The organism is Methylocystis sp. S23 (genome assembly GCF_054106005.1).
The window spans coordinates 3,423,210-3,447,077 of record NZ_CM134185.1; the positions used below are offsets into that span (position 1 = coordinate 3,423,210).

The window sequence follows — 23,868 nt, forward strand, 5'->3', positions numbered from 1 at the left end:
GAGCGACGAAGCGATCCAGGGGCGACGGCGCGGCTCTGGATTGCTTCGCTTCGCCCGCAATGACGGAGGGAAAAGCGAGCCATCATCCGATCCGCGACACGAGCTTGCCGATCAGCTCCGCGAGCGTCGTCTCGCGCCGCGCGGCGAAATTCAGCGCCATGCGGTGGCGCAGCACCGGCGCGGCGAGCGCGGCGACGTCGTCGAGCGAGGGCGCGAGACGGCCGGTGGCGAGGGCGCGGGCGCGGGTCGCGAGCATGAGCGCCTGCGCGGCGCGCGGGCCGGGGCCCCAGGCGACATGCCTGGCGATCGCCGGGTCGCCCTCGCCCGGACGCGCGGCGCGCACGAGATCGAGGATCGCGTCCACGACCTTGTCGCCGACCGGCAGGCGGCGCACGAGACGCTGCGTCGCCATCAGCTCCTCCGCGTCGAGCGCCTGGGCGGCCTCGGCGGTCTTGTCGCCGGTCGTCTCCAGAAGCACGCGGCGCTCGCTGGCGCGGTCGGGATAATGCACGTCGATCTGCAGCAGGAAGCGGTCGAGCTGCGCCTCGGGCAGCGGATAGGTGCCTTCCTGCTCCAGCGGGTTCTGGGTCGCAAGCACATGGAAAGGGCGCGGCAGGTCGTAGCGCTTGCCGGCGACGCTGACGTGATGTTCCTGCATCGCCTGCAGGAGCGCCGACTGCGTGCGCGGCGAGGCGCGGTTGATCTCGTCCGCCATCAGGAGCTGCGCGAAGATCGGCCCCTTGATGAAGCGGAAGGAGCGCGAGCGGTCGGCTCCCTCCTCCAGCACTTCCGAGCCGATAATGTCGGCGGGCAGCAAGTCCGGGGTGAACTGCACGCGCTGCTCGGCGAGGCCGAGCGCCTTGCCGAGCGTCTCGACGAGTTTCGTCTTGGCGAGGCCCGGCACGCCGACGAGCAGGCCGTGGCCGCCGGCCAGAATAGTGACGAGCGCCTGCTCCACCACCTCATCCTGGCCGAAAATGACGGCGCCGATGGCGGCGCGGGCGCGCCCGATGTGATCAAGGGCCCGCTCGGCCGATTCGGCGACGGCGGTTTCGATAGGCGCGATATTGTGAGAGGTCATGGGCGCGGGACGGTCCATCTGCCACGGTTGTCAAGAAGATAGGAAGTGGCGCCCGCGATTGCATCGGTCCTGGGCGCGCCATCTTCACGGGAGAAAACAAATCCTCGCCGCGATTTTGGACGCTCGACAGTCTTCCCGTCAAACGCGCGCGAAATAAGGCGCGCCGCTCGCTCAATAGCGCGCGTAGATCGGGCCCTTCACCGGCGCGGCGACCGGTCCGTAGTCGCTGAAGCGGATATTCAGGCCGGCGCGGAAGATGTGCCCGCCATAGCTCGTGTAGGAACGCGTCGCGATCTGCCAGGCGGGGCCGAGCATGACGCCGGTCGGATCCCGCTGTATGACCATCGGCGTCATGATCGAGCCGAGCGCATAATACAGATATTCGCCCTTGATGCTGACGCCCGGGTAGATCATCCACTCGACGCCGAAGCCGCCGGTCCAGCCCGTGGCGATCTTCGAATAGGAGCCCTGCCCCGTCCACGCGGCCGCGGCGAAAGGCGCCATGGGCGGCGGGTAATAGGCCTGCGTCACGCCGTAATCGCCGCTGATCTGGCCATAGGCGAAGCCGGCCGTCGCATAGATCAGCAGGCTCGGCATGGCGAGCCAGCCCGCGCGAAGGCGAACCGTGCCGAGGAAATTCAGAGAACGCGATCCCGTTGTGAAGGCGCCGATCTGGAAGCCGCCGCCGCCCGGAACGTCCATGAGCAGCGCGGAGTCGGAGCGCGCCTTGATCCTGCTGAATCCCTGGACGTCCGCCTCGACGCCGACGACTCCCGTTCCGCCCGCCTGCCAGTCGTAGCCGATCTGCGCGCCGCCCACGAAGCCGCTATTGTCGGCCTTGAGCTGCGCGCTAGCGGCAGTCGCGGCGATCGCGGCGATATTCGCCTCTATCGGAGGACCGACGCGCAGCATGGCGGCGTCCTGAGCGGGCTTGATGAAGGGCGAAATGTTCCAGGTTCCGCCGACATTCACGCCGGCATAGAAGCCGGTCCAGGTGATGATCGGCGGCGGAACATAGCGGGCCATGGGCGGGGGAGCGCGCAAATAAGGCATATCGGCCCCGAGCGCCGGGGCGCCCATCAGCGCCAGCGTCGGCGCGGCGCCGAGCAGATATTTCTTCATAACGCGCTCGCACGGTTACGTCTTCACGGCGCCGATCCTCGCCCCGCCGAAATCACCATCGCGTTAATTTGAATCAAATGCGGCCGATAGCGCGCAAATGCGTGAATCAATCCTTAAGAATGGGTCTGCTCCGCAGGCAGGCTTGCAAGCCGGCCGCCGCGGCGCGATCCAGGCGCACGCCCGCCTACAGCGTCGCCGCCGACGCCCCGCCCGGCCACATCTCGCGCGCCTTGTTGCGCAGAATGTATTTCTGGATCTTTCCGGTGGACGTCTTGGGCAGCGGGCCGAAGACGACATGGCGGGGGCATTTGAAATGCGCGAGATGGGTGCGCGACCACGCGATGATCTCGTCCGCCGTCGCCGTCTCGCCCTCCTTCAGCTCCACGAAGGCGCAGGGCGTCTCGCCCCATTTGTCGTGGGGCGCGGCGACGACCGCCGCGGCGCTGACCTTGGGATGCTTGAAGAGCACGTCCTCGACCTCGATCGACGAGATGTTCTCGCCGCCCGAGATGATGATGTCCTTGGAACGGTCCTTGAGCTGGATGTAGCCGTCCGGATGCATGACGCCGAGGTCGCCCGAATGGAACCAGCCGCCATGGAAGGCCTTCTCGGAGGCTGACGGGTTCTTGAGATAGCCCTTCATCACGATATTGCCGCGGAACATCACCTCGCCCATCGTCTGGCCGTCGCGCGGCACGGGCCGCATGGTCTCGGGATCGATGACGTCGAGCTCCTCGAGAACGCTGTAGCGCACGCCCTGGCGCGCCTTCATCCGGGCCTGCGCCGCGTCGTCGAGATCGTCCCAGCGCTCCTGCCACTCATTGACCGCCGCCGGGCCGTAGGTCTCGGTCAGGCCATAGAGATGCGTCACCTCGAAACCGGCCGCCTTCATCGCGGCGAGCACCGCCTGGGGCGGCGGCGCGGCGGCGGTGAAGAAACGCACCGTCTCCGTCAGCGGCTTCTTCTCCGCCTCGGTCGCGTTGAGCAGCGTCGACATGACAATCGGCGCGCCGCAGAGATGCGTCACGCCATGCTCGGCCATGAGCTCGTACATATGTCCGGCGCGCACCTGGCGCAGGCAGACATGCGTGCCCGCCGCGACCGAGAGCGACCAGGGGAAGCACCAGCCATTGCAATGGAACATGGGCAGGGTCCAGAGATAGACCGGATGCCGTCCCATATCGCCGGTGAGGATATTGCCCAGCGCCAGCAGATAGGCGCCGCGATGATGATAGACGACGCCCTTGGGGTCGCCCGTCGTGCCCGAGGTGTAGTTGAGCGAGATTGCGTCCCATTCGTCGCGCGGCGGCTCCCACGCGAAATCGGAATCGCCGGCGAGGATGAAATCCTCATAATCGATCGAGCCCAGCCGTTCGCCCGGACCCTCATATTCCGGATCGTCGTAATCGATGATCAGCGGCTTCGATTCGCACTGTCCCAGCGCCTCCCGGATCAAGCCGGAAAACTCCCTGTCGACGATCAGCGCCTTCGCCTCGGCATGGTCCAGCGTGAAGGCGAGGACCGGCGCGTCGAGGCGGGTATTGAGCGTATTGAGCACGGCGCCGGCCATCGGCGCGCCGTAATGGCATTCGAGCATGGCGGGCGTGTTGCCGAGCATCACGGAGACCGTGTCGCCGCGCCCGACGCCGGCTTTCTCCAGCGCGCTCGCGAGGCGGCGGCTGCGAGCGTAGAAGTCGCGGTAGGTGCGTCGCAGCTCCCCGTGAATGATCGCGATCCGGTCGGGAAAGACCGCCGCCGCGCGGGCCAGGAAAGTCAGCGGCGTCAGCGGCTGGTAATTGGCCGGGTTGCGGTCGAGATCGCGATCATAGGCGGATGCGGTCATAAATGGCTCCAGAGGGCGGCGTCACGGGAGGCGCGCCTCTATACATGCAATTTTCGCGGAAGGCGCCAAGCCGGAGAGTCGAGGCTCGGCCTGTCAGCGGGTGAATTTCATCGCGGCGAAAATGAAGCCGCCCAGCGTAATCTGCGAAACGAAAAGCCAGCGAAGAATATCGACCTTGAGATTGGCGGCGGAAGTGTCGATCTTCGCGTCGAGCTGAGTCTCGACCGCCTTAATTTCACGCCGGACATCGGCCATGTCCCCGCGAAACTCGGCCCGCAACTCCGCCATTTCACGCCGCAGATCCGATCCCTGTTCCGCGATTTCGCGCCGCAGATCCGTCCCCTGCTCCGCAATTTCACGTCGCAGGTCTGTTCCCAGCTCCGTGATTTCGCGCCGCAGGTCTGTTCCTAGTTCCGCCATTTCGCGCCGCAGGTCGCGCCCGAGCCCGTCGACGTCGGCTTTCGTCGCGATCGTGTCCCGCATCGCGGCGTCCAGCGCGTCGGCATGGGCGCGCGCCTGCGCTTCGTCGATCCCGCCGCCCTTGAGGCGGTCGACATAGGCAAGACGGTCGAATGTGTATGCGGGAGCGGCCATGCCGAAAGGATAGGCGCGGCTGCGCGGCAAATCAACAATAAAGGCTCAGCTCCCGCTGGATCACTCCCCGAAATCGAGATCCTTCAGCCGGCCGAAGACGCGGTCGGCGTCGAAATTGTCGTCTTCCTCGGCGGGCCGCGGCGGGGCGGCCTTGCCGAAGACCTCTTCGGTCGTCACCGGCTCGCGATGACCCGTGGTGACGGCGGCCGGCATGAGCGTCTGGCCATGATCCTCGATCACGGCCGGACGGTCCTTAGCGGCGCGGTTGACCTCGAAATCGAGGTCGATCTGCGAGCAGAGGCCGAGCGTCACCGGGTCCATCGGCGTCAGCGCGGCGGAGTTCCAGTGGGTGCGCTCGCGGATCGCCTTCAGCGTCGCCTTGGTCGTGCCGACGAGGCGCATGATCTGAGCGTCCTTCAGCTCGGGATGATTGCGGACGAGCCAGAGAATGGCGTTCGGGCGGTCCTGCCGGCGCGACAGCGGCGTATAGCGCGGCCCGCGCGCCTTCTTGACCTCCGGCACGACGACCTTCGACACGGACAGCTTGAGCTGATGGTTGGGATCGCGCTCTCCGCGAGCGATTTCCTCGCGCGTGAGCTGGCCGGAGGTGATCGGGTCGTGACCGCGAATGCCGGCGGCGACCTCCCCGTCGGCGATGCCCTTCACCTCCAGCGGGTGAAGCTTGCAGAATTCGGCGATCTGATCGAAGGTCAGCGAGGTGTTTTCGACGAGCCAGACAGCCGTCGCCTTCGGCATCAAGGGGGCGTTGCTCATCTGAGAATCTCCTTGGTCGCGGGCATGGCGGGAGCGTCCGGCGCCGCGCCTTTCCGCGGCGACCCATTTGGCTCTACCGTCCATGATGGGAATAAGCGCCTTATACGCGTTTCCAGGCAAAAGCGCAATGATTGGGCGCCCCGGCGCTGCGAATCGCGGCCGCGGCGCGCTCCTTGCCAAAGGCGTGTTCGCGGGGCCCGCGCCTCGCCGCCCCTGCCCTCCTTCGATATCGCCCCACCCCGCGCGGCGATGAAAAGAGTATTGTGCAAAGCACAGAAGCCTAACGGTTAGCGGCTTATTTGACAGCCGCAAGCGCATTGCCCATTAACCCCCGACGGGCGGGAGGGCCCGACGGGACAACGCCATGCAAAATAACGCAAGGGGCCTCACCTATTCCGACGCGGGCGTGGACATCGACGCCGGCAACCAGCTCGTCGACATGATCCGTCCCGCCGTGCGCGCGACGCGCCGCCCCGGCGCCGATGGCGAGATCGGCGGCTTTGGCGGCGTCTTCGACCTCAGGGCGGCGCGCTTCACCGACCCGGTGCTCGTCGCGGCCAATGACGGCGTCGGCACCAAGGTCAAGATCGCGATCGAATCGGGCATGCACGGCACGATCGGGATCGACCTCGTCGCCATGTGCGTCAACGATCTCGTCGTGCAGGGCGCCGAGCCGCTTTTCTTCCTGGATTACTACGCCACCGGCAAGCTCGATCCGAATGTCGCCGCCGCCGTGGTCAAGGGCGTGGCCGACGGATGCGTCCTGGCGGGCTGCGCGCTGCTCGGCGGCGAGACGGCGGAAATGCCCGGCCTCTACGCCAGCCGCGATTATGATCTCGCCGGCTTCGCCGTGGGCGCCGCCGAACGCAAGGGTCTCCTCCCGCGCGAGATCCAGGCCGGCGACGTGGCTTTCGGCCTGCCCTCCTCGGGCGTCCATTCAAACGGCTTCTCGCTCGTTCGCCGCATCGTGAAGGATACGGGCCTGTCCTGGAGCGCCACCGCGCCCTTCGCGCCGGAAATGACCCTCGCCCGCGCGCTGCTGGAGCCGACGCGCATCTATGTGAAGCCCCTGCTCGCCGCCCTGAAGCGCACGCCCCATATCCGGGCGCTGGCGCATATCACCGGCGGCGGCTTTCCGGACAATCTTCCCCGTGTGCTGCCCAAGGGCGTCGGCGTTTCGCTGAATCTCGGCGCCTTCGAGGTCCCGCGCGTCTTCAAATGGCTCGCCAGGGCGGGCGAAATTGCGGAATATGAGATGCTGCGCACCTTCAACTGCGGCATAGGCATGGTCGTTTTCGCCGCCAGAGAAGGCGCCGACGAGGTCGAGACGGTTCTGCATGACGTCGGCGAAAAGCCGGTCCGGATCGGCGAGGCGATCGAAGCCAGGGGCGGCGAGCGCGTCGCGATGAACGGGGCGCTGGGGTTGTAGCCCCCGACATGACCCGATTGCGCACCGCCATTCTCATCTCCGGCCGCGGCTCCAACATGGACGCGCTGATCGCCGCCGCGCGCGCCCCGGACTTTCCGGCGGAGATCGTCCTCGTCCTCTCCAACCGCCCCGACGCGCCGGGCCTTGCGAAAGCTAGGGCCGCAGGGATAGCCGTCGCCGCCGTCGACCATAAAATCTACGCCGGCCGCGAGGAGTTCGAGCGCTCGCTGCAGATCGTGCTCGAGACGTATCGCATCGACTTCATCTGCCTCGCCGGCTTCATGCGCCTCTTCACGCCCTGGTTCATCAATCAGTGGCGCGGGCGGATGCTCAACATCCACCCTGCCTTGCTGCCGTCCTATCGCGGCCTGCATACGCATGAGCGCGCGCTCGCCGACGGCGTGAAGATTCATGGCTGCACGGTGCATTTCGTCGCGCCCGAAATGGACGAGGGGCCAATCGTCGCGCAGGCGGCCGTGCCGGTTCTCGACAGCGATACGCCGGAGACGCTCGGCGCGCGCGTTCTGTCACAGGAGCATGTCATCTATCCGCTGGCGCTTCGGCTCGTCGCGTCCGGCGCGGTGCGGATTGACGGCAATCGCGTGCTGGGAGCGCTGCCGGAGAGCGGCGACAGATTGATCGCGCCGAATTGATTTGAGGAAATCCCATGCTCAAACTTTACGGCTTCGGCCCCGCGCCCGGACTTCCCGACCTTTCGCCCTATGTCGTCAAGGCGATGACGCTCCTGAAAATGGCGGGCGTCGATTACGTCGTCGACACGACCGGCTTCCGCAAGGCGCCGAAGGGCAAGCTTCCCTATATCGACGACAATGGCGTCATCGTCCCCGATTCCACGCTCATCCGCTTTCATATCGAAAAGACGCGAGGCGTCGATTTCGACTTGGGCCTCGACGCCGTCGGACGCGCGCAAAGCTGGGCGATCGAGAAATATTGCGACGACCATTTGATCGCGCTCGTCGCCTTTCACCGCTGGGCGGACGACGACAATTTTGCGCGCGGAATCGGCGCCTTTATCGACAAGATGCTGCCCGCGCCCATTCGCGCGCCGGCGAAATGGATAGTCCGCCGCAGGATCGTGGGGCGCTACAGGAAGAACCTCGCGCGTTTCACCCGCAAAGAGCTCGCCGCCTTCGCCGCGCGGGACGCCGGCGCCCTCTCGACGCTTATCGGCGACAAGCCCTTCCTCATGGGCGAGACGCCCTGCGCCGCCGACGCCGCCGTGTTCGCCACATTGGCGCTGCTTTTCGATCCCGCGACGGATTCGCCCCTGCGCGACGCCGCGCTGTCGAAACCCAATCTCGTCGCCTATCGGGACAGGCTGATGGAAAAATATTTCTCCGAGATCGTGCGGCGATAAGAAACATCATTGCGTTTTTCGAAGTCGGGCGCCGACTGATCGCGACGCGATGCGGACTCGCATCAAGGGCTTCTGGATTGCTTCGTCGCTTCGCTCCTCGCAATGACGGCGGACGCCCCGGCAACGTCCTTGCGAGCGGAGCGAAGCAAACCACTGGCGGCGCCTCGGCTCTGATTGCTTCGCCGGCTTCGCTTCCTCGCAATACCGCGAAAGCCGCGCCAACGTCATTGCGAGCGCAGCGAAGCAATCCAGGGCCGCATTGACGCACTGGATTGCTTTGCGCTTCCGCGAAGTCGGGTATACGGTCTCGGCGAAACGGCGCCGGATCAGCGCGGCAGCGCCGCCCAATAATCGAGATCGAGCAGCACGGCCGGATCGGGCTTGCCGTCGGCGCCGTTCAACGGAAACGCCGCGCAAGGCTTGTCCTTCGTCGCGACGAGGCGCAGGCGCAGCGCGCCGATGTCGCTGCGGCCGGGGATCTCCGCCTTGTCCAGCACCTCGCTCCAGGCGAAGATGGTGCCGCCGGCGAAAAGCGGATTGACATGCTTGCCGCCATTCACCGCGGAAATGTGGAAGACGTTCTCAAGCCCGTTGAAGGAGAGCGCGCGCGCCATGGAGATCACATGGCCGCCATAGATGATGCGCTTTCCGAAGCGGCCCTGCGATTCGTAATACTGGTTGAAATGCACTTTCGAATTGTTCTGGTAGAGGCGCGTCGCGAGCATGTGCTCGGCCTCCTCCACCGTCATGCCGTCAATATGGTCGATCTTCTCGCCCACCTCGTAATCGCCCCAAAAGAAGGGCGAGCCGGCGAGCGCCTTGTCGTAAGCCGCGACATTGAGCGGCGGCACGGCCTTGCCGAGCTCGGCGGGCGACACGGCCTTCGGCAGGTCCGGCACGACGGCGGGGCCGACCGGCGCATCCTTGTCGCGCTTCTTCACCATCACCCAGCGCGCATAGGAGAGCACGGTCTCGCCATGCTGATTCTTGCCGGTCGTGCGCACATAGACGACGCCGGTCTCCTTGTTGGAGTTCTCCTTGAGGCCGATGACCTCCGACGTCGCGTCGAGCGTATCGCCCGGATAGACGGGGGCGAGGAACTTGAAATCGGCGTAGCCGAGATTGGCGATCGCGTTGAGCGAGACGTCCGGAACGGTCTTGCCGAGCACGAGATGGAAGACGAGCAGATCGTCGATCGGCGCTTCCCGATAGCCGATCGCCTGGGCGAAGGCCTTGGAGGACTGCACGGCGAAACGCGGCAGATAGAGCGCGGTGTAGAGCGCGACCTCGCCGACCGTGACCGTGCGCGGCGCGGCGTGGCGCAGCGTCTCGCCGATTTTGAAATCCTCGAAGAAATTGCCGACGTTGATTTTCGACTTGCTCATCTCGTCTCAACCGTTGTTTGGCGCCAGCCGGGCCAGCGCGTCGATGTAGGGCGCGGGGTCGCCCGCGATGAAAAGCTTCTTCACGCGGCTCGTCTCGCCGGAGCGAATCGTCACCGCCTTTTTGGGGACCGCGAGCGTCTTGGCGATCAGTTCGACCAACGCGGCGTTGGCGCGGCCGTCTTCCGGCGCGGCGCGCACCCGCGCCTTGAGCACGCGCCTGCCGTCGGCGAGCGTCTCGACGCCGTCGATCGCGTCGCGGCCGCCCTTGGGCGTGAGCCGCAGCCAGAGCGTGACGCCCTCAGATTCCGCCGTCCAGGGCGATTCAGCCATAGACCAGGGTGCGGGCGACCACGTCGCGCAGAAATTGCAGGCCCAGCAGCAGAATCAGCGGTGAAATGTCGAGCCCGCCGACGGCGGGGAGCACCGAGCGGATGGGGCGCAACAGCGGCTCGGTCAAGGCGTCGATCGCGCGCCAGATGGTCTGGGCCGCCTGGGAGCGCGTGTTCAGCACGTCGAAGGCGACGAGCCAGGACAGGATCACCGACACGATCACCACCCACCAGTAAAGGTCGATGACCGTGAGAAGCAGATTCGCTACCGCATAAGACATGTCTTCGTCCCGCAAATTATGGGCTGCGGCCTCTGTAGCCTTCCCGCCCCCGCGCGGCAACCTCTTGCGAAGCCGCAGGCTTCATGACGAAAATTTGGAAAGCGGGGCGATCGGCGATTGACACGGAAAGTCGCGCCCTATATCCACCCGCCTCGGAACGGGGCTGTAGCTCAGATGGGAGAGCGCTGCAATCGCACTGCAGAGGTCGGGGGTTCGAATCCCCCCAGCTCCACCAGGAAAGCGCCGGCTCCCTTTCGTTCCCCACCCGCACTTCCGCCTCGGCAGGGGCGCCGCCAGTCACGTTAGCCGCGTTTGGACGATTCCGCCTAAACGCGGCGTGATCCAGCGCGGCGAAAGAAGGTGGGAACGGGGCCGCTGCAAGACGACGGTCCTTTAATTTCAAGTCGTCGAAAAAGAATGCCTAAATTGCTTAAGTAGTTGCACGAATTTACAGCGCTTGCGCTTCTCTTGGATAAATAAACAAGGTGTTGGCGTAAGCGTAGGCGTTGTCGTGAGCAACATTCGCATCCGTCGTCCGGAGAACGGCGCCCCGCGGCTGAGGCCGGGCCCGGCCGACGCCGCTTTCGCGGAGCGAATCCGGCTGGCCATGGATCTCCATGACGGCGTCCTGCAGAGCCTCGCGGCCGTCAAATACCGGCTTCACGCGGCGAAGACCGAGCAGGGAGCCAGACAGAAAGCCGCGATCGACGGCGCCATCGACATCATCGCCCATGAGCAGCGCCTGTTGAGATCCTTCATCGAGGCGGCGGCGAAGCAAGGCCCGGGAGAAGACCAAAGCGCGTCGGTGCCCCTCTCAGCCATCGTCGAAGACATCCGCCGCATTGCGGACGCCTGGGGATGCTCGGCCGGCGTCAGTTGCCAACCCGCCCATGCCGCCCTGCCCTGCCGCTTCGCCGAGCAGATCGGCCTCTTGATGCGGGAAGCCATCTCAAACGCGGTGCGTCACGCCGACGTGAGAAATCTGTCCATAGACATCGCCTGCCCTCCGGGCGCGGTCCGCATTGAAATGAAGGAGCGCCGCGCATTCCCCTCGTCCGCTCCGCAATTCAAGCCGCGCTCTCTCGAGGCGCGCGTGACCGCGCTCAACGGATCAATGTCGATCTTCTCCTCGCCGGACGAGGTCACGATCGCCTTCGCCATTCCAACGCATGATGGGTGCTGACATGCGCACCACGCTGATCATCGCGGACGACCACCCGCTCATGCTCGACGCGCTCGAGCGCCTCTTCACCGCGCCCTCTTACGCGATCCTCGCGGCGTGCCGCTCGGGCGCCGCGGCGATGCCGCTGATCGAGGACATGATTCCGCGCATCTCGCTTCTCGACGTCAACATGCCCAATGTCTCCGGCCTCGACGTCCTCAAGACCATATCCAGAAAGCGGCTGCATACGCGAGTGGTGCTGCTGACGGGCTCGATCACGGGCCAGCTTTTTTCGGACGCGATGAAATTCGGATGCTGGGCGCTGCTGCCGAAGGATGCGCCGCCGCAGGATCTCGTCGCGGCCGTCGAGGCCGTCGCCGGCAGCGACCATTGGTCGCCCGCGCGGCTGAGGCCGCCGGGCGCGCCTCCACCCCCTGGCGAAGACGCCGAGATCGACGCCGCCCCGGCCGAGGCGCTGACCGCCAAGGAGTTCCGGGTCGCGCAGCTCGCGTCGCGCGGACTGCCGAACAAGGCGATCGCGCAGGAAATGGATGTCTCCGAAGGCACGGTGAAAATCCATCTCAACCGCATCTTCCGCAAGACGCGCGTCAGGAACCGAACCGAGCTCGCCATTTCCCTGCAATTTGTGAGGTGATCATGTTCAAGCGTTACGCCCTCCGCCCGCGCAGCGGGAATAAAATTGCGTCGCTGGCGCTTGCGCTCGGCGCCGGCGTCTTGATCTCCGGCAAGCTCGTCGCCGGCGATCAGCTCTTTTCCGCGATCGACCCGTCGACGCGCGGCGGCGGCGCCGGACAGGGCGCCGTGTCGCAGAGCGTCGTCGAAACGCGCTTCCGGGTGGGCGACAGGGTCAAGGTCGCCGTCTATGAGCAGATCGAAAACGAAGAGGACAAGTGGGGCACGAAGAACAAGGCGCCGCTCAGAAACTTCGCGCTTCGCACGGAAATGTCCGGCGAATATGTGGTGCAAAGCGACGGCTCCGTGACCCTCCCCATGCTCGGCCCCTTCGTCTTCGCGTCCCGCGGCCCGTCCGACCTCTCTCTCGATTGCGGCGCCGCCTTTCAGAAGGCGCTCGGCCGGCCGGCCGTCGTGAATATCGTCCTGGTGGAGCGGATGCCGATCTCCGTCGTCGGCCCCGTGCGGCAACCGGGCGTCTACGCCTTCGCGCAGGGCATGACGGTGCTGCACGCGATCGCCCGCGCCGGCGGCTTCGAGGAGGGGCCGAAGGATAGCTGGAGCCGGATCGAGGTCTCACGCGAAAAGGGCAAGGCGGAGATCTCGAACGAGAATTTGAAGAAGATTTTGGCCGAGGCCAGCGTGCTCCACGCCGAGCGCGCCCGCGCCCGCCCCGCCTCGGAGAAGCTGACGGCCATGGTCGGCGCCGAGGAGGCGCAGAAGCTCATCGCCGCGGCGGCGGATCGGCGGAAGATCAAGACCAGGGCGGATGACGAGCGTCGCAACACGCTGAAGGCGATGATCGACTCGGCCGTCAAGACGATCGAATTGTCGCGCGCGCGCATCGCGCCTCTCGAACAGACGCTTTCCTTGAAGAAGGAGAGGCTGACCGCGCTGAAGAAGCTCATGGACCACGGCTCCATCACCAAGCCCCTGTTCATTCAGGCGCAAGGAGAAGCGTCGGAAATCGAGGACAAGAAGCTCTCGACCCAGAATATCATTCTGGAGGCCGAGCAGCGCCTGACGATGCTGAAGAACGAGCTCACGCGTTTCGAAATGGACCTCGCCGCCGATCTCGAGCAGCAGATCGCGCGGCTGGACCGTGAAATTTCCGAGGCGACCCTGGGATTGAGCGCCAGCGCCGGCGTGCTCAGCGCGTTGAAATCGACAAGCGCGCTTCAGAAGATCGACCGGTCCGTCCTCTCCTACACCGTGGTGAGACCGAAGGACGCCGGTCCGGAGGTTTTGCCCGCTGACGAATATTTCCAGTTGCAGCCGGGCGACCTCGTGCGGATCGACGTCAGCGTGGCCACACGTTGACCGCCGCCGCGCCGCTTCGGGTTCTCGAAGGAAAGCGGCCCCCGATCAGGGGGTCGCGCGCCGCTTCTCCGCCGCGGCCCTGAGCGTCCGCCACAGCGCCCCGCCGTCATTATGCACGTCGAATTGATCATGGGCGTCCGCGGGAAAGGCGCCGCTGTCCTGCCGGGATACAAGCCGCCAGACGAGCCAGCCGGCGCAGTCCGGATCGTCCTGCATCGTGTTCAGCCACTTTTCGTACGCCTGGACGTAATTCGCGTTTGAACGCGCATAGCCGAACTCCTCCATGAGCACCGGCTTGCCGGCCTTGCGGCCGATCCAGCAAAACTCCCTTATCTGGTCGTCGAACTCATCCACGGAGAGATCGTAATAAAGCGGATAGCCGTGCCATGCCGAGAAGTCGATCGTCGGAATAGAGATATCCGAAAGTCGATGCTTGACGTTCGACAGCCCCGATGCGACGAGATGGTTCGGATCGAGCGACTTTACGAAGGCCGACATCTCCGCGATCCACTCCTGACGCAGACCGTCAGGGCAATCATCGGGCTCGTTCGCCAGCTCCCACGCGAAGATCGCCGGCTCGTCCTTGTATCGCCGCCCGGTTTGCGGATTTGTCCGCTCGAGGACATAGCGGACCCAGCGGCGATAGTCTTCCTTCGTCCGCGGGTCCTGGAAAAAGAAGGCTTTCTTGTCGCTGCTTCCGTACCAGGCGCGAATCTGCTGAGCCCCGCCGGTATAGTCCCAGAAGTCGACGAAGCAGATGATGAGCCGGAGGCCGCGCTTCGACGCCTCGGCGACGAGAAAATCCAGCTTGCCGACGCCGTTCGATTTTTCGTTGATCGCCATTTTCCGGTTACGGGCGTCCCAATAGAGCATGTAATTCCCGTGCACGCCGAGATTGCTCGACTCCTCGCGGCTCTTGAAATCCCAGATCGTCCGGACAGATCCGTCCTTCGAGCCGATGACCGGCTGGAGGAATGTGCGGACGACATTGGCGCCCATCGCCACCGCATCGTCCAGCACGCGCGTCACCTCCTGCTCGGAGCCGAAGGTGAGATAATGGTTGTTGACGCCGGCGACACGGAAGGGCTTGCCCTCAAGCCGGAATTCGACGCCGGCCGCCCTGACGAAAGCCTGCGCCATCGGACGCTCCGGCGCCGCGATGGCCGGCGCGGCGCATTGCGCGGCCGCCAGCGCCGCGAGCGATCCGGCGCCCCTCAGAAGGTCCCGGATCATGTTCGGCTCCCGAAAGCGAGGCGCCGGCGCGGCGCGCCTTTTTCGCGCGAGCCGCGGAGCGCTCCGAGCAGCGGGAAAGACACGAGAACAGCCTGCAGAAACGCGGCCGCGAGCCAGGCCGAGACGAAACCCGAAAGCCCGCCGGCATATCCGCCGAGGGCGGCAAAGGCGACCTCCGCGAGCCCGCCCAGAGCGAGGACGCCCGAGGCCTTCAGCATGGCGTTCTCGATACGGCTCAGGGCGACGTAATGCTGCTTGGCCGTGACCGCGAGAAAGCCGAAGCCGAGCAGGCGCAAATCGTCGCCGGCGATTTCGACATAGGCGCGGTTGAAGATCGCAAGGATGTCCCGCGACCAGAAATAGAAGACGAGGGAAACCGCCAGGCCCGCCGCGACGCTGAGAAGCAGGGAGGCGGCGAGGCTCGAGGCGAGCTTCTCCGGGCTGCGGGAGACGACCGTGAAGAGAACGATCGTAAGCGACGCCGGCGCCAGCAGCGCCACATTCAGAATCGTCCAGAGCGGATAGAAGGCCGAGTTGCTCGCGGGTCCGAGCGTCGCGGCGACGACCACTGGAAGGGCGAGGCCCGAGCCGAGCGTCGCAATGTCCAGCGCGTGATGGCGGATAATTTTCGCGCGCGCTTCGTAGAGGCTCGAAAAGTCCGGGCGCCGCGCGAGGATCGAGCCTTCCTTCGAGAACAGGGGAACGAGGATCGAGACGCCGCAGGCGAGCGTCCAGCTCGCGACGATGGCGAACTCGGATGGCGCCGTCCACGCGCTAAACGCCAGGAAGGCGAGAAAGGCGAGCTTCATCGCCGAGAAGACGATGTTGCGAAGAAAGCTGAGATGGCCTTTCAGAAAGCCGACGAAGCTCTGATCGAGCACCAGGGCCGTCGACGTGGCGCTGCAGCCGAGCGCGAGCACGAGGGTGGAAAGCGGATCCGTTGAAAGGAATTTCGCCCCGAAGCCGAGGCTGTGCGCGGCGGCGACGACCCCCAGGGCGCAGAGCATGGAGACCACGGCGCTCGTCAGCAGCGCCGCGACCGCCATGCGCGCCGATTCCTCGCGCGCTTCTCCGACGAGAAAGGCGCCGAGCCCGATTTCGCCGAAAACGCCGATAAGCCCCATGAGCGACGTCGAGGCCGACGCGCTGCCCACGACCTCCGGCGAAAAGCACCGCGCCGCGAGCCACCAGTAAAAAAATCCCAGCGTGGCGGAAGCGAAGCTCCCGGCCGCGATGATCGCCGAATTCATGAACCAGGCGACATTGGCGCGAAGGCCCGACGACAGGGTCTCGAGCGCGGAAGCTTTGGAGGAAAGCGACATCCATTTGTCCTTGCGTGATGGCTCATGCCTCGATGGGAGTCGCGGACGCGCGGTCGCCTGGCGTCATCTTCCCCACGAGGAAGCCCGCGCCCGCGCTGGCGAGGCCGAGCGCGATCGCCCCTGCCCGCTTCAGGCCCGAGACGTCGAAGCGCAGCAGGAAGGTCGACATGTCGCGCAGAAATCCCTGCCGGATTGCGCGGAAGACATAGTCTCGCTCGACGCCCATCACGCCATTGGCTCCCGAAAGGCGGGTCAGGAAAGCCTTGGAGATCCCCTCCGCGTAGCAGCGTTTTACGAAATAGGACCAGGTCGCCCTTTCGGCCGTCACCTTATGGCCGACGGATATTTCCGGATCGAACAGGAAGCAGCCTTCCGGATGCGCCGCCTTTGCGCGGATGCAAAGCTCGGTTTCCTCGCAGCTCAGCGGCAGCGACGAGTTGACTCTCCCCAGCCCGGCGGCGAAGCCGCCCGCTTTCGCGAAAAGGGCGCGACGAAGCAAGGCGGCGCCGCCCTGCACGTTGCGGATTTCCTGCAATCGGCTTGGCCCGCCTCGAAAGGAACATCCGACGGTCCACAAAAATTCTTCCGGAAGCCAGTCGGGCCGCGAGCTCCTCCAGACGGGGCGGATGACGGAGGTGACGCCGAGCACCTCCGGACGCCTGAAATGTTTCGACAGCGCCGACAGCCAATTCTCGTCGGCGACGGCGTCGTCGTCGAGAAAAGCGAGGATCTCGCCGCGCGCGGCGGAAACGCCCGTATTCCTCGCGCCGGAGAGGCCCCGGGCGCGATGATTGGGGAGGACCGTCACATCCGCGAAAGCCGTGCGACACGCATCGAGCAGCTCGGGATTGTGGTCGACGACGATGATGATCTCGTCCGGCCGCAGCGACTGGCGGCGCATGGAATCCACCGCCTCGCATATGTCGACCCAACGGCGCATCGTATAGACGCAGATGATCACTGAGATAGGGCCGTCTTGAGCCATGAACGCCTCCAAGCGCTGCGTAGGAATTTCCAGCCCGCGGATCTGACGCGATCGACATGGCGGCGCGGCGCGGCGCCTCGCAGCGTCGCCGCGAAATCGGCAAGGGAAGCGTCCGCGCGCACGATCTGGCGGCGCAAGGCGAAGAGGTCGTCGTCTCGCGGGCTGTTCGCGTAACGAACCGCGCAGGCCGAGACATAGCCGGCCTCCGCCACCAGCCGCCGCGTCTCGCGCGAATAGAGGCCGTAGGGATAGGCGAAGCTTTCGACCCTCTTCCCGAGATGCGCTTCGAGCGTCGCCTTGCAGCAGAAAATCTCCGCCTCGGCTTCGTCGCGCGACAACATGTCCAGCGCCGCGTGAGAGACGCCATGGCCGCCAATCTCGACGCCGGCCCGCGCCGTCTCCGCGAGTTGCGCCCAATCGAGCATCGGCGTCCGGCCGGCCGCGCCCTCAATCCAGGCGCTCTTCGCGCCCACGGCGCCCGAGACGACATAGAGCGTCGCCGTGAAGCCATGCTTTGCAAGCGCCGGCAGCGCCCGCGCATGAAAATCCGCGAAGCCGTCGTCGAAGGTGAGGACGACCGTCCGCGCCGGCGCCTCGCCGCCGCCGCGCCGGATGCGCGCCAATTCGCTGACGGTCAGCGTTCCATAACCTTCGCCCCGAAGAAACCTAAGCTGTTCGTCGAAGCGCCGCGGGCTGACGGCGAAAGGCGCAAAGCCCGCCGGCGCCCGATCCGCGACGCTGTGATAGACGAGGATCGGAACGCTCATCGGCCGCGTTCCTGCGGAAGCGGCGCCGCCGGAATGGCGGAGGAAGCGCTTCCTCTTGCGATCACGCGCCGATAGACGCCCTCGATCTTCTCGACGACCGCCGACGCTTTCAGGCGGCGGACGGCTTCGGCGCCAGCCGCGCCCATGCTCTCTCGCAAGGCCGAATCCGCGAGCAGCATGGACATGGCGCGGGTCAGCGCCTCGATATTGCCGGGCGGGACGAGCAGACCGGTGACGCAGTCGTCGATGATCGACGCCATCCCGCCGACATCCGCGCCGATCATCGGCTTGCCGAAGGCCATCGCCTCCATTGCGACGGTGGGGCAAGCGTCGCGGCAGATCGAGGGAAGGACGCCGAACAGGCAGCGGCTCCAGGCCTGCTTCACCTGTTCGTGCGGCGCGCCCTCGATGACGATCACATTCGGCGGAAAGGCCGCGGGCGTGTCGGCGCAGCGGCGGCCGATCAGGACGAGCGGCGGCGCGCTCTTGAGCCGGGCATAGGCCTCGGCGAGGATATGGACGCCCTTCTGCCGATAAAGATCGCCCACGAAGAGGATGAAATCGCCGGCGGGGAGCGCCGCGAGCGGCGGCGCGCCGGGGTCGAGCCGCTCCACATCGTCCGGCACGAAATTGGAAACGACCGCGCAGCTCGGATCGTCGGCCGCGAAACCGTTGAACCTTGCGACCGCGGCGCTCACCGCAAGGAAGGCGTCGACGCCGCGCCGCTGCAACGGCGCGCCGGCGCGCACGCCGAGCGTGACGGCGAGCGCCATCGGATAGCCGTAATGCCCGGCGGCGCAATCCACGCATTTGCCGAGCGCCGGCCCGTCGCAAGGCAGGTCCTCGCGGCGCATAGCGTTCTTCTTGGGGCAGGCGAAGCCGTAATCGTGCATGGTCAGCACCAACGGCAAGCCGGTCAGGAATTTCACCGGCAGAAAGGCGTGCACGATCCAGTTATGGGCGTGCACGACGTCCGGCCGCTCGGCGTCGACGACGCGCTTGAGGGCGAAGGACAGCTCGGGATCAGGAAAAGGCGGCGCGTGGCGGCGCTCGGGGTCCGTGAAGAGCGCGGACGCTCTTTGCGCGGTTCCCTTCACATAGCGCAACCGCACCGCGCCGTCGCGCTCGGGCGCATCCGGGCGCCAGAGCGTCGCCACGCAGACGTCGTGACCGCGCGCGACGAGCGCATGCGCCAGCGCCCGCACATGTCGTTCCTCGCCGCCAATGATCGGCGGATAGAACTGGCTCAGCAGCAAAACGCGCATCACGCCCCTCCAATCGGGTTGAGCTCGACGAAGACCCTGCGGTAAAGCCGGCTGCGGTCGCCGTCCCGAAAGAGCCGGGCCTCGAGCCGGTGCCGCCCCCGGCGCAGCGGCGGGATCATGAAGTCGCGCGTCGACCACGCCCCCGGCGCGAGGTCGAAAGCGGGCCACAATTCCAGCGCCGACGAGTCGAGCAGAAATTCGATCTCATAGGAGGCCCGCTTCCCCTCGGCGTTGCGCACGCCGACGGTGAGCGCCTGCGGGATTCCCTTATGCGGAACCATCCAAAGCTCCGAATAGAGAAACTCGCGGTCGGCCGCTTCGTCGCTGACCGCGACCGCATAGGCCGAAGCGACGCCAAGCGCGGCGAGGCCGAAAAGCCCGAGATGCCGGCGCGCGAGGCCGGGCGAAGGCTCGGCGCGCGCATCGCGCGCATCTCGCGAGGACGGCGCGGCGCGGCGCAGCAAGAGCGCAGAGCTCGCAAGAAGCCACAAAGCCCACCAGAACGGCGTGAGCAGATGCAGCGGGCCGAGAAGGAAGCCGCCGATCAGCACGTTGACGACGCTGAGAGAGACCGAAAGAAGCGCCAGCTCCGCCGCGCCTTTCGTCTCGATCTGCGCCGCGGCGAGGTACAGCCGGCCTGGCAGATAGAGGATCAGCGGCAGCCAGGCGACGACGCGCAAAAGCGCGACGTCCGACATCGCCGAAGCGGCCGCGAAGAGCATCCATGCGGCGACGCCGCGCTCAAAGGCCCCAGCGCGCATTATGAACTCCCTTCACGTCGAAGACGACGATCGACCCATTGTCAAAAAGGCGGCTCGCGCCGGGCATGGAATTGAATTTGAGGAAGGCCGACGCCGGCGGGGGGCCGCTCCGCCAGGGCCTGTATTCGCCTTTGTCGAAATAGACGCCGAGGCGCGGGAGCCCCGTCGTCAGCCTCAAATCGGCGAGAAGATAGTCGACCCTGCCCTGGCGCAGCGCCCAGTCTTCGACATCCGAGAAGGTCCTCCTCATGAAGACGCTCGACGTGTCGACCTTGTCGCGAAGGGACGTCACGGCGGCCTGGCCGCCATATGTGGTCACGAGCAGGCTGTTGACGCGATCGGCGGCGATCCTGTTGCCGGGCCCGAGCCATTGGCCGATCCATCGCGCGGCGGCGATCGCCATGGGCTCGATCGACAGGGCGTCCGCCGAGACGACATAGCGGGACCGCACGCAAGCGATGCCCCATCCCGAGACGACGCCGCCCGCAAGGGCGAGCGTGATCAGAGCCGCGGCGGCGATCCGCCTCGCGCGCACGTCCCGTCGCGCCAGGAAGCGCATCAAGGTCGTCGCGCTCAGCAGGGCGACGCCGAGATAGACGAAGGGCGTCATGCGATTGCCGATCTCCCAGCCGCTCGAGGTGAGCCGCAGCAGGAGCGAGAAGGGAAAAGCGACGCCGAGAATCGCGAACATCAGCATCCGGCTGTCCCGCCATCGCCGATGCAGGACCTCGACGACGGCGCGCCAATCAGACCCGCCGGCGGAAGCGGCGACGACGCTGAAGAAGCCGCCCGCAATGCCGAGAGCCGCAAGGAGCGCGGAGGCCAGAGACAGGATGCGCATCCAGGCGGGAGTCTGGACGCCGTCCTCCGCGACGAAGAGCTTTCGCCCGCGCAGCCCGCCCTGCACGAAAGACCAGAACTCGCGGACGCCCGTCTCAAAAACGGGACCGAGATAATGCGCAAGCGAGCCGCCATGCGAAGCCGAGCCCGCGCGCCATGACCACAAGACCGGCAGGGCGATCGCCAGGACCGCGACGGCGACGCGCGCCCGCCGCTCATCGTCTTCCTCGCGTTTCAGCAGCTCGAGAGCCGCGAAGCCCAGGAGCAGCGCGGCGGCGATATAGGCCGTAACGTGATGCGTGACCGTCAGCGCCGCGAGCAGCGGGACGGTCAGGAACAGCCTGTCCTTCCACGGATCGCTCGACCGCGGACGCGCCCATTCGAGGTAAAGGATCGCCGCGAGCCAGACGATCGCCAGCGTTTCATAGGCGAATTGCCCTTCGAAAAAGATGAAGTTCGAATTGGCCATGAAAGCCAGGCACGCGATCCCGGCGACGCGCGCCGAGCCCGCGCATTTTTCGAAGAGCAGAAAGAGGGCGACGAGGAGGAAGCCGCGCGCGACGATAAGAACGATCGTCGCAGCCGCGAAGATCGAAAGCTGCGTCAGACTCGCAATGCTCGTCGTCAGGATTTCCAGAGCGGGATAGAACGGGCTGACCGGCAGCAGCGGATTCGGCGTGAAGAGGCGCCGCGAGGCCATCATGTCGATGGCCGTGGACCAATGCAGAAATTCGTCGAAATGCGCGAAGGCCGTCGGCGCATAAAGGATCTTGACCACGAGCAGCGCCAAAGCGAGCGCCGTCGCCAGCAAAAGCCGCTCGTCGCGCCGAACGCCCGGCGCCGCCAGGCGCATGGCGACAGGCAGCGTCGTGACGATCAGCCCGACCCAATAGAGCGCCGTCATGACGCTTTCGCCGCGCCGCCCCGCGCCATGGCCGAAGGCGACGAGAATCAGCCCGACCGACATGGTCAGGGCGAGCGCGGAAACCGCATCCCAATTGATGGCGGCGGGCTCCTGGCCGGCCTCGCGCCCCCGGGCGTCCGGTCCGATGAGCGCGTCGGCCCGGCCGACGGCGCGGCGCAGCCACGCGGGAAACCGAAACCCCACGCCCCGCCCGTCTCCAAGCCCGACCGGAAGCGTCATGCGACGCCTCCGAGGCGCACGCTGTCGAGAAGCGCGGCGACGCGCGCGGCGCAAGCGTCCCAGCTCGGCAGCGCCATTCGAGACGGCGCCGCCGGCGTCGCAAGGATGCGATCCACCGCATCGGCAATCTCGGTTTCGCTCGCATCGGGCTCGACGACGCTCACCATCGACTGCTCGGCGAGCTCGACAAACCCCGAGCAATTGGTCGCGAGCACGGGGCGCCCCAAGGCCAGCGCCTCCATAACCGCCACGGGATGCGCCTCATAATCGCTGAGCAGCATCACGAGCCGCGCGCGCGACAGGATGCGCGACATGCCTTTCCGATCCTGTGGCGGGACGCCGCCGATCGTCACCTTGCGCCGCAGACCCAGCCGTTCGGCGAGCGTCTCCAGTTGCGGTCGGTAGGGTCCTTCCCCGACGATCCGCAACTCGGCTTCCGGATGCCGCTTCGACACCTCCGCGAAGGCGCGGATGACGCGGTGATGTCCCTTGTATTTTTCAAGACGGCCGACCGAGGCGATCAGCATCCCGCTCGCCGGCCCGGCGTCGACGCTTTCCGGCATGGCGGCGCCGTTGGGAACCACCTCGATCCGATCTCGCGGAAGCCCCATCGCCCGGGCGAAGAAATCGGCTTCGTATCGGGAGACGCCGATCCATCCCGCGGCGCGTCGGAAGAGTGGGGCCAGCAGGCGCCACTGCGCGTCGCGCATCTGGTTGCGCAGACTCGACGAATGGCCGCCGCTGTGGAAGGTGACGACATAGGGGACGCCCTTGACCAGCGCGGCCAGCATTGCGAGCGGCGGGACGAGCGTGTGGCAGCCCTGGACGTGGATGACGTCGCAGCCGCTTTTCAAGATTTCGAGGAAGACGCCGGGCGCAAGATAATAATCTCGCTTCGCCGGCCACGCCTTGACGCGCCGGACCGTCGCGGCGGAAGTCGTTTCGATCTTCGGCAGGCGGCCGCTGCGATCCGTCGTCAGGATCTGCACGTCGAAGCCGCGCGAGGCGAGACGCGCGGCGACCTCATGCACATGGGTTTCGACGCCGCCCATTTCCGGGAAGAAACGCGCGGTGACGATCAGGACGCGCGTCCGCGCGCGTCCTGCCTCCATGACGGCCGGCGCCTGGCGGACCGCCGCGTTCATTAGAGCGCGCTCTGGCTGTGCGGAAGCCGCTCGCGCAAGATGGTCATGAGCACGCGCCAGCCGTCCTGGATCGGCTTCAGATTGCTTTCGCCGAACACGCGCGGCGCCTCGAAGCTCGGCACCTCGACGATCTTCATGCCGCTTTTCAGCGCCTTGATGTTGAGGAAGGTCTCCACCTCGAAGCCGTCGCAGGTCGGCTCCAGAATGTCCCTGTGCTTCGTCCAGAAGGCGAGGTAGCCGTAGCAGAGATCGCTATAGGCGCCGCCGAACAGCAGGCGGACCGCTTGCGTCAGGCCCCAATTCCCCGTCATGCGGAACCAGGTCATGTCGTCGGTTCCGCCGCCCTGGATGAAGCGCGAACCCTTGGCGAAATCCGCGCCCGCCATCAATGCGCCGACCAGCATGATCGACTCCCCGGGATCCATGGAGCCGTCGGCGTCGAGAATGAGCGTGATGTCTCCCGTCACGGCCTGGAAGCCGGCGCGAAGCGCGGCGCCCTTGCCGCGCCTTTTCTCAAGCACGATGGTCGCATCCGGCCGCAGCTCGCGCGCCACCTCGATCGTGCGGTCCGTCGAGCAGCCGTCGACGATCACAACCTCGTCGATCCAGACCGGCAAGCGCGGCAAGGTGATCGGCAGGTTGTTTTCTTCATTGAGCGTAGGAATGACGGCGGAAACACGAGGTATTTCGAGTAGTTTCGCGTCACTGCAAGCATCTACGACATTTGTATTTGCATATAACGCTGTAGCCATGGCCATACTCTTTCTACGTGACTTAACACGTATTTGGATCGAGTGGCTTTAGGCTAATTATTCTACGTGTATTGGCCATATAACTTTAGTTATATCCGGAGCACGCTCAATAGTTTATTGGATGATTGGCGTAAAGTGAGCCTGTTTGGCGGAAAGATATCTTGACACGCCGGCTCTTGCTTCAGCGATGCTTTAAGATCGAGCTTTTTGTCGATTGAACGCCGTTGTCGGCGTCAGGCGGAAACGCCGCGCGCTTCCGTCGC

At 65.8% G+C, this 23,868-nt stretch carries 23 protein-coding genes and 1 tRNA gene; 7 read left to right on the top strand and 17 right to left on the bottom strand.

The window, feature by feature from the left end:
- Positions 1–82: 82 nt before the first annotated feature.
- From ACV7JP_RS16780 to ACV7JP_RS16800, 5 genes are all read right to left on the bottom strand, one after another.
- Complete coding sequence (locus ACV7JP_RS16780) at positions 83–1,081, bottom strand: AAA family ATPase (RefSeq protein WP_457796793.1); 999 nt, start codon at positions 1,079–1,081, stop codon at positions 83–85.
- 171 nt (positions 1,082–1,252) lie between these two features.
- The gene (locus tag ACV7JP_RS16785; RefSeq protein WP_457796794.1) at positions 1,253–2,203 is read right to left on the bottom strand and encodes an outer membrane protein; all 951 of its coding nucleotides are present in this window, start codon (positions 2,201–2,203) and stop codon (positions 1,253–1,255) included.
- 184 nt (positions 2,204–2,387) lie between these two features.
- Positions 2,388–4,046 carry an acyl-CoA synthetase gene (locus ACV7JP_RS16790; RefSeq protein ID WP_457796795.1) on the bottom strand — a complete coding sequence of 553 codons (1,659 nt, stop codon included), beginning with the start codon at positions 4,044–4,046 and terminating at the stop codon, positions 2,388–2,390.
- Between the two features lie 93 nt (positions 4,047–4,139).
- Positions 4,140–4,640, bottom strand: a complete 501-nt coding sequence (locus ACV7JP_RS16795; protein WP_457796796.1) for a coiled-coil domain-containing protein — start codon at positions 4,638–4,640, stop codon at positions 4,140–4,142.
- A 60-nt stretch (positions 4,641–4,700) separates the two neighbouring features.
- Positions 4,701–5,414 carry a DUF1013 domain-containing protein gene (locus ACV7JP_RS16800; protein ID WP_457796797.1) on the bottom strand — a complete coding sequence of 238 codons (714 nt, stop codon included), beginning with the start codon at positions 5,412–5,414 and terminating at the stop codon, positions 4,701–4,703.
- Positions 5,415–5,778: 364 nt separating this feature from the next.
- Here ACV7JP_RS16800 and purM point away from each other — a divergent pair, with 364 nt between their 5' ends.
- Genes purM through ACV7JP_RS16815 form a run of 3 tightly spaced genes read left to right on the top strand, consistent with a single transcriptional unit; the run spans position 5,779 to position 8,221 of the window.
- Positions 5,779–6,843, top strand: a complete 1,065-nt coding sequence (gene purM, locus ACV7JP_RS16805; protein WP_457796798.1) for a phosphoribosylformylglycinamidine cyclo-ligase — start codon at positions 5,779–5,781, stop codon at positions 6,841–6,843.
- An 8-nt stretch (positions 6,844–6,851) separates the two neighbouring features.
- Entirely contained in the window at positions 6,852–7,496 is a 645-nt protein-coding gene (gene purN, locus ACV7JP_RS16810) for a phosphoribosylglycinamide formyltransferase (RefSeq protein WP_457796799.1), read from the top strand.
- Positions 7,497–7,510: 14 nt separating this feature from the next.
- Positions 7,511–8,221, top strand: coding sequence for a glutathione S-transferase family protein (locus ACV7JP_RS16815; protein ID WP_457796800.1), 711 nt, complete (start codon positions 7,511–7,513; stop codon positions 8,219–8,221).
- A 326-nt stretch (positions 8,222–8,547) separates the two neighbouring features.
- Here ACV7JP_RS16815 and ACV7JP_RS16820 read toward each other — a convergent pair whose 3' ends face one another.
- Genes ACV7JP_RS16820 through ACV7JP_RS16830 form a run of 3 tightly spaced genes read right to left on the bottom strand, consistent with a single transcriptional unit; the run spans position 8,548 to position 10,216 of the window.
- Positions 8,548–9,606 carry a MaoC family dehydratase gene (locus tag ACV7JP_RS16820; RefSeq protein ID WP_457796801.1) on the bottom strand — a complete coding sequence of 353 codons (1,059 nt, stop codon included), beginning with the start codon at positions 9,604–9,606 and terminating at the stop codon, positions 8,548–8,550.
- Between the two features lie 6 nt (positions 9,607–9,612).
- A complete protein-coding gene (locus ACV7JP_RS16825; RefSeq protein WP_457796802.1) occupies positions 9,613–9,936 on the bottom strand; it encodes a DUF167 family protein in 324 nt (107 codons plus the stop codon).
- Positions 9,929–10,216 carry a YggT family protein gene (locus ACV7JP_RS16830; RefSeq protein WP_457796803.1) on the bottom strand — a complete coding sequence of 96 codons (288 nt, stop codon included), beginning with the start codon at positions 10,214–10,216 and terminating at the stop codon, positions 9,929–9,931. Before ACV7JP_RS16830 ends, ACV7JP_RS16825 begins: the two co-directional genes overlap by 8 nt.
- A gap of 159 nt (positions 10,217–10,375) precedes the next feature.
- Here ACV7JP_RS16830 and ACV7JP_RS16835 point away from each other — a divergent pair.
- The 4 genes from ACV7JP_RS16835 (at position 10,376) to ACV7JP_RS16850 (ending at position 13,391) form a co-directional block, all read left to right on the top strand.
- A tRNA-Ala gene (locus ACV7JP_RS16835) sits at positions 10,376–10,451 on the top strand.
- Positions 10,452–10,673: 222 nt separating this feature from the next.
- Positions 10,674–11,399, top strand: coding sequence for a sensor histidine kinase (locus tag ACV7JP_RS16840; RefSeq protein WP_457796804.1), 726 nt, complete (start codon positions 10,674–10,676; stop codon positions 11,397–11,399).
- 1 nt (position 11,400) lies between these two features.
- Positions 11,401–12,033, top strand: coding sequence for a response regulator (locus ACV7JP_RS16845; RefSeq protein ID WP_457796805.1), 633 nt, complete (start codon positions 11,401–11,403; stop codon positions 12,031–12,033).
- Positions 12,034–12,035: 2 nt separating this feature from the next.
- Entirely contained in the window at positions 12,036–13,391 is a 1,356-nt protein-coding gene (locus ACV7JP_RS16850; protein ID WP_457796806.1) for an SLBB domain-containing protein, read from the top strand.
- Between the two features lie 45 nt (positions 13,392–13,436).
- On the opposite strand, the gene ACV7JP_RS16855 is transcribed toward ACV7JP_RS16850, so the two are convergent.
- Genes ACV7JP_RS16855 through ACV7JP_RS16895 form a run of 9 tightly spaced genes read right to left on the bottom strand, consistent with a single transcriptional unit; the run spans position 13,437 to position 23,605 of the window.
- Positions 13,437–14,624: a glycoside hydrolase 5 family protein gene (locus ACV7JP_RS16855; RefSeq protein WP_457796807.1), complete on the bottom strand. Its 1,188-nt coding sequence runs from the start codon at positions 14,622–14,624 to the stop codon at positions 13,437–13,439.
- Entirely contained in the window at positions 14,621–15,946 is a 1,326-nt protein-coding gene (locus tag ACV7JP_RS16860) for a lipopolysaccharide biosynthesis protein (RefSeq protein ID WP_457796808.1), read from the bottom strand. Before ACV7JP_RS16860 ends, ACV7JP_RS16855 begins: the two co-directional genes overlap by 4 nt.
- 22 nt (positions 15,947–15,968) lie before the next feature.
- A complete protein-coding gene (locus tag ACV7JP_RS16865; protein WP_457796809.1) occupies positions 15,969–16,931 on the bottom strand; it encodes a glycosyltransferase family 2 protein in 963 nt (320 codons plus the stop codon).
- On the bottom strand, positions 16,904–17,698 hold the full coding sequence (locus tag ACV7JP_RS16870; RefSeq protein WP_457796810.1) for a polysaccharide deacetylase family protein: 795 nt from the start codon (positions 17,696–17,698) through the stop codon (positions 16,904–16,906). Before ACV7JP_RS16870 ends, ACV7JP_RS16865 begins: the two co-directional genes overlap by 28 nt.
- Entirely contained in the window at positions 17,695–18,963 is a 1,269-nt protein-coding gene (locus ACV7JP_RS16875) for a glycosyltransferase family 4 protein (protein ID WP_457796811.1), read from the bottom strand. The genes ACV7JP_RS16870 and ACV7JP_RS16875 overlap by 4 nt, the downstream gene beginning before the upstream one ends.
- Positions 18,963–19,724 carry a hypothetical protein gene (locus ACV7JP_RS16880; protein ID WP_457796812.1) on the bottom strand — a complete coding sequence of 254 codons (762 nt, stop codon included), beginning with the start codon at positions 19,722–19,724 and terminating at the stop codon, positions 18,963–18,965. Before ACV7JP_RS16880 ends, ACV7JP_RS16875 begins: the two co-directional genes overlap by 1 nt.
- Entirely contained in the window at positions 19,705–21,708 is a 2,004-nt protein-coding gene (locus ACV7JP_RS16885) for a hypothetical protein (protein WP_457796813.1), read from the bottom strand. Before ACV7JP_RS16885 ends, ACV7JP_RS16880 begins: the two co-directional genes overlap by 20 nt.
- Positions 21,705–22,853 carry a glycosyltransferase family 4 protein gene (locus tag ACV7JP_RS16890; protein WP_457796814.1) on the bottom strand — a complete coding sequence of 383 codons (1,149 nt, stop codon included), beginning with the start codon at positions 22,851–22,853 and terminating at the stop codon, positions 21,705–21,707. Before ACV7JP_RS16890 ends, ACV7JP_RS16885 begins: the two co-directional genes overlap by 4 nt.
- Positions 22,853–23,605, bottom strand: a complete 753-nt coding sequence (locus ACV7JP_RS16895) for a glycosyltransferase family 2 protein (RefSeq protein WP_457796815.1) — start codon at positions 23,603–23,605, stop codon at positions 22,853–22,855. The genes ACV7JP_RS16890 and ACV7JP_RS16895 overlap by 1 nt, the downstream gene beginning before the upstream one ends.
- Between the last annotated feature and the right edge of the window lie 263 nt (positions 23,606–23,868).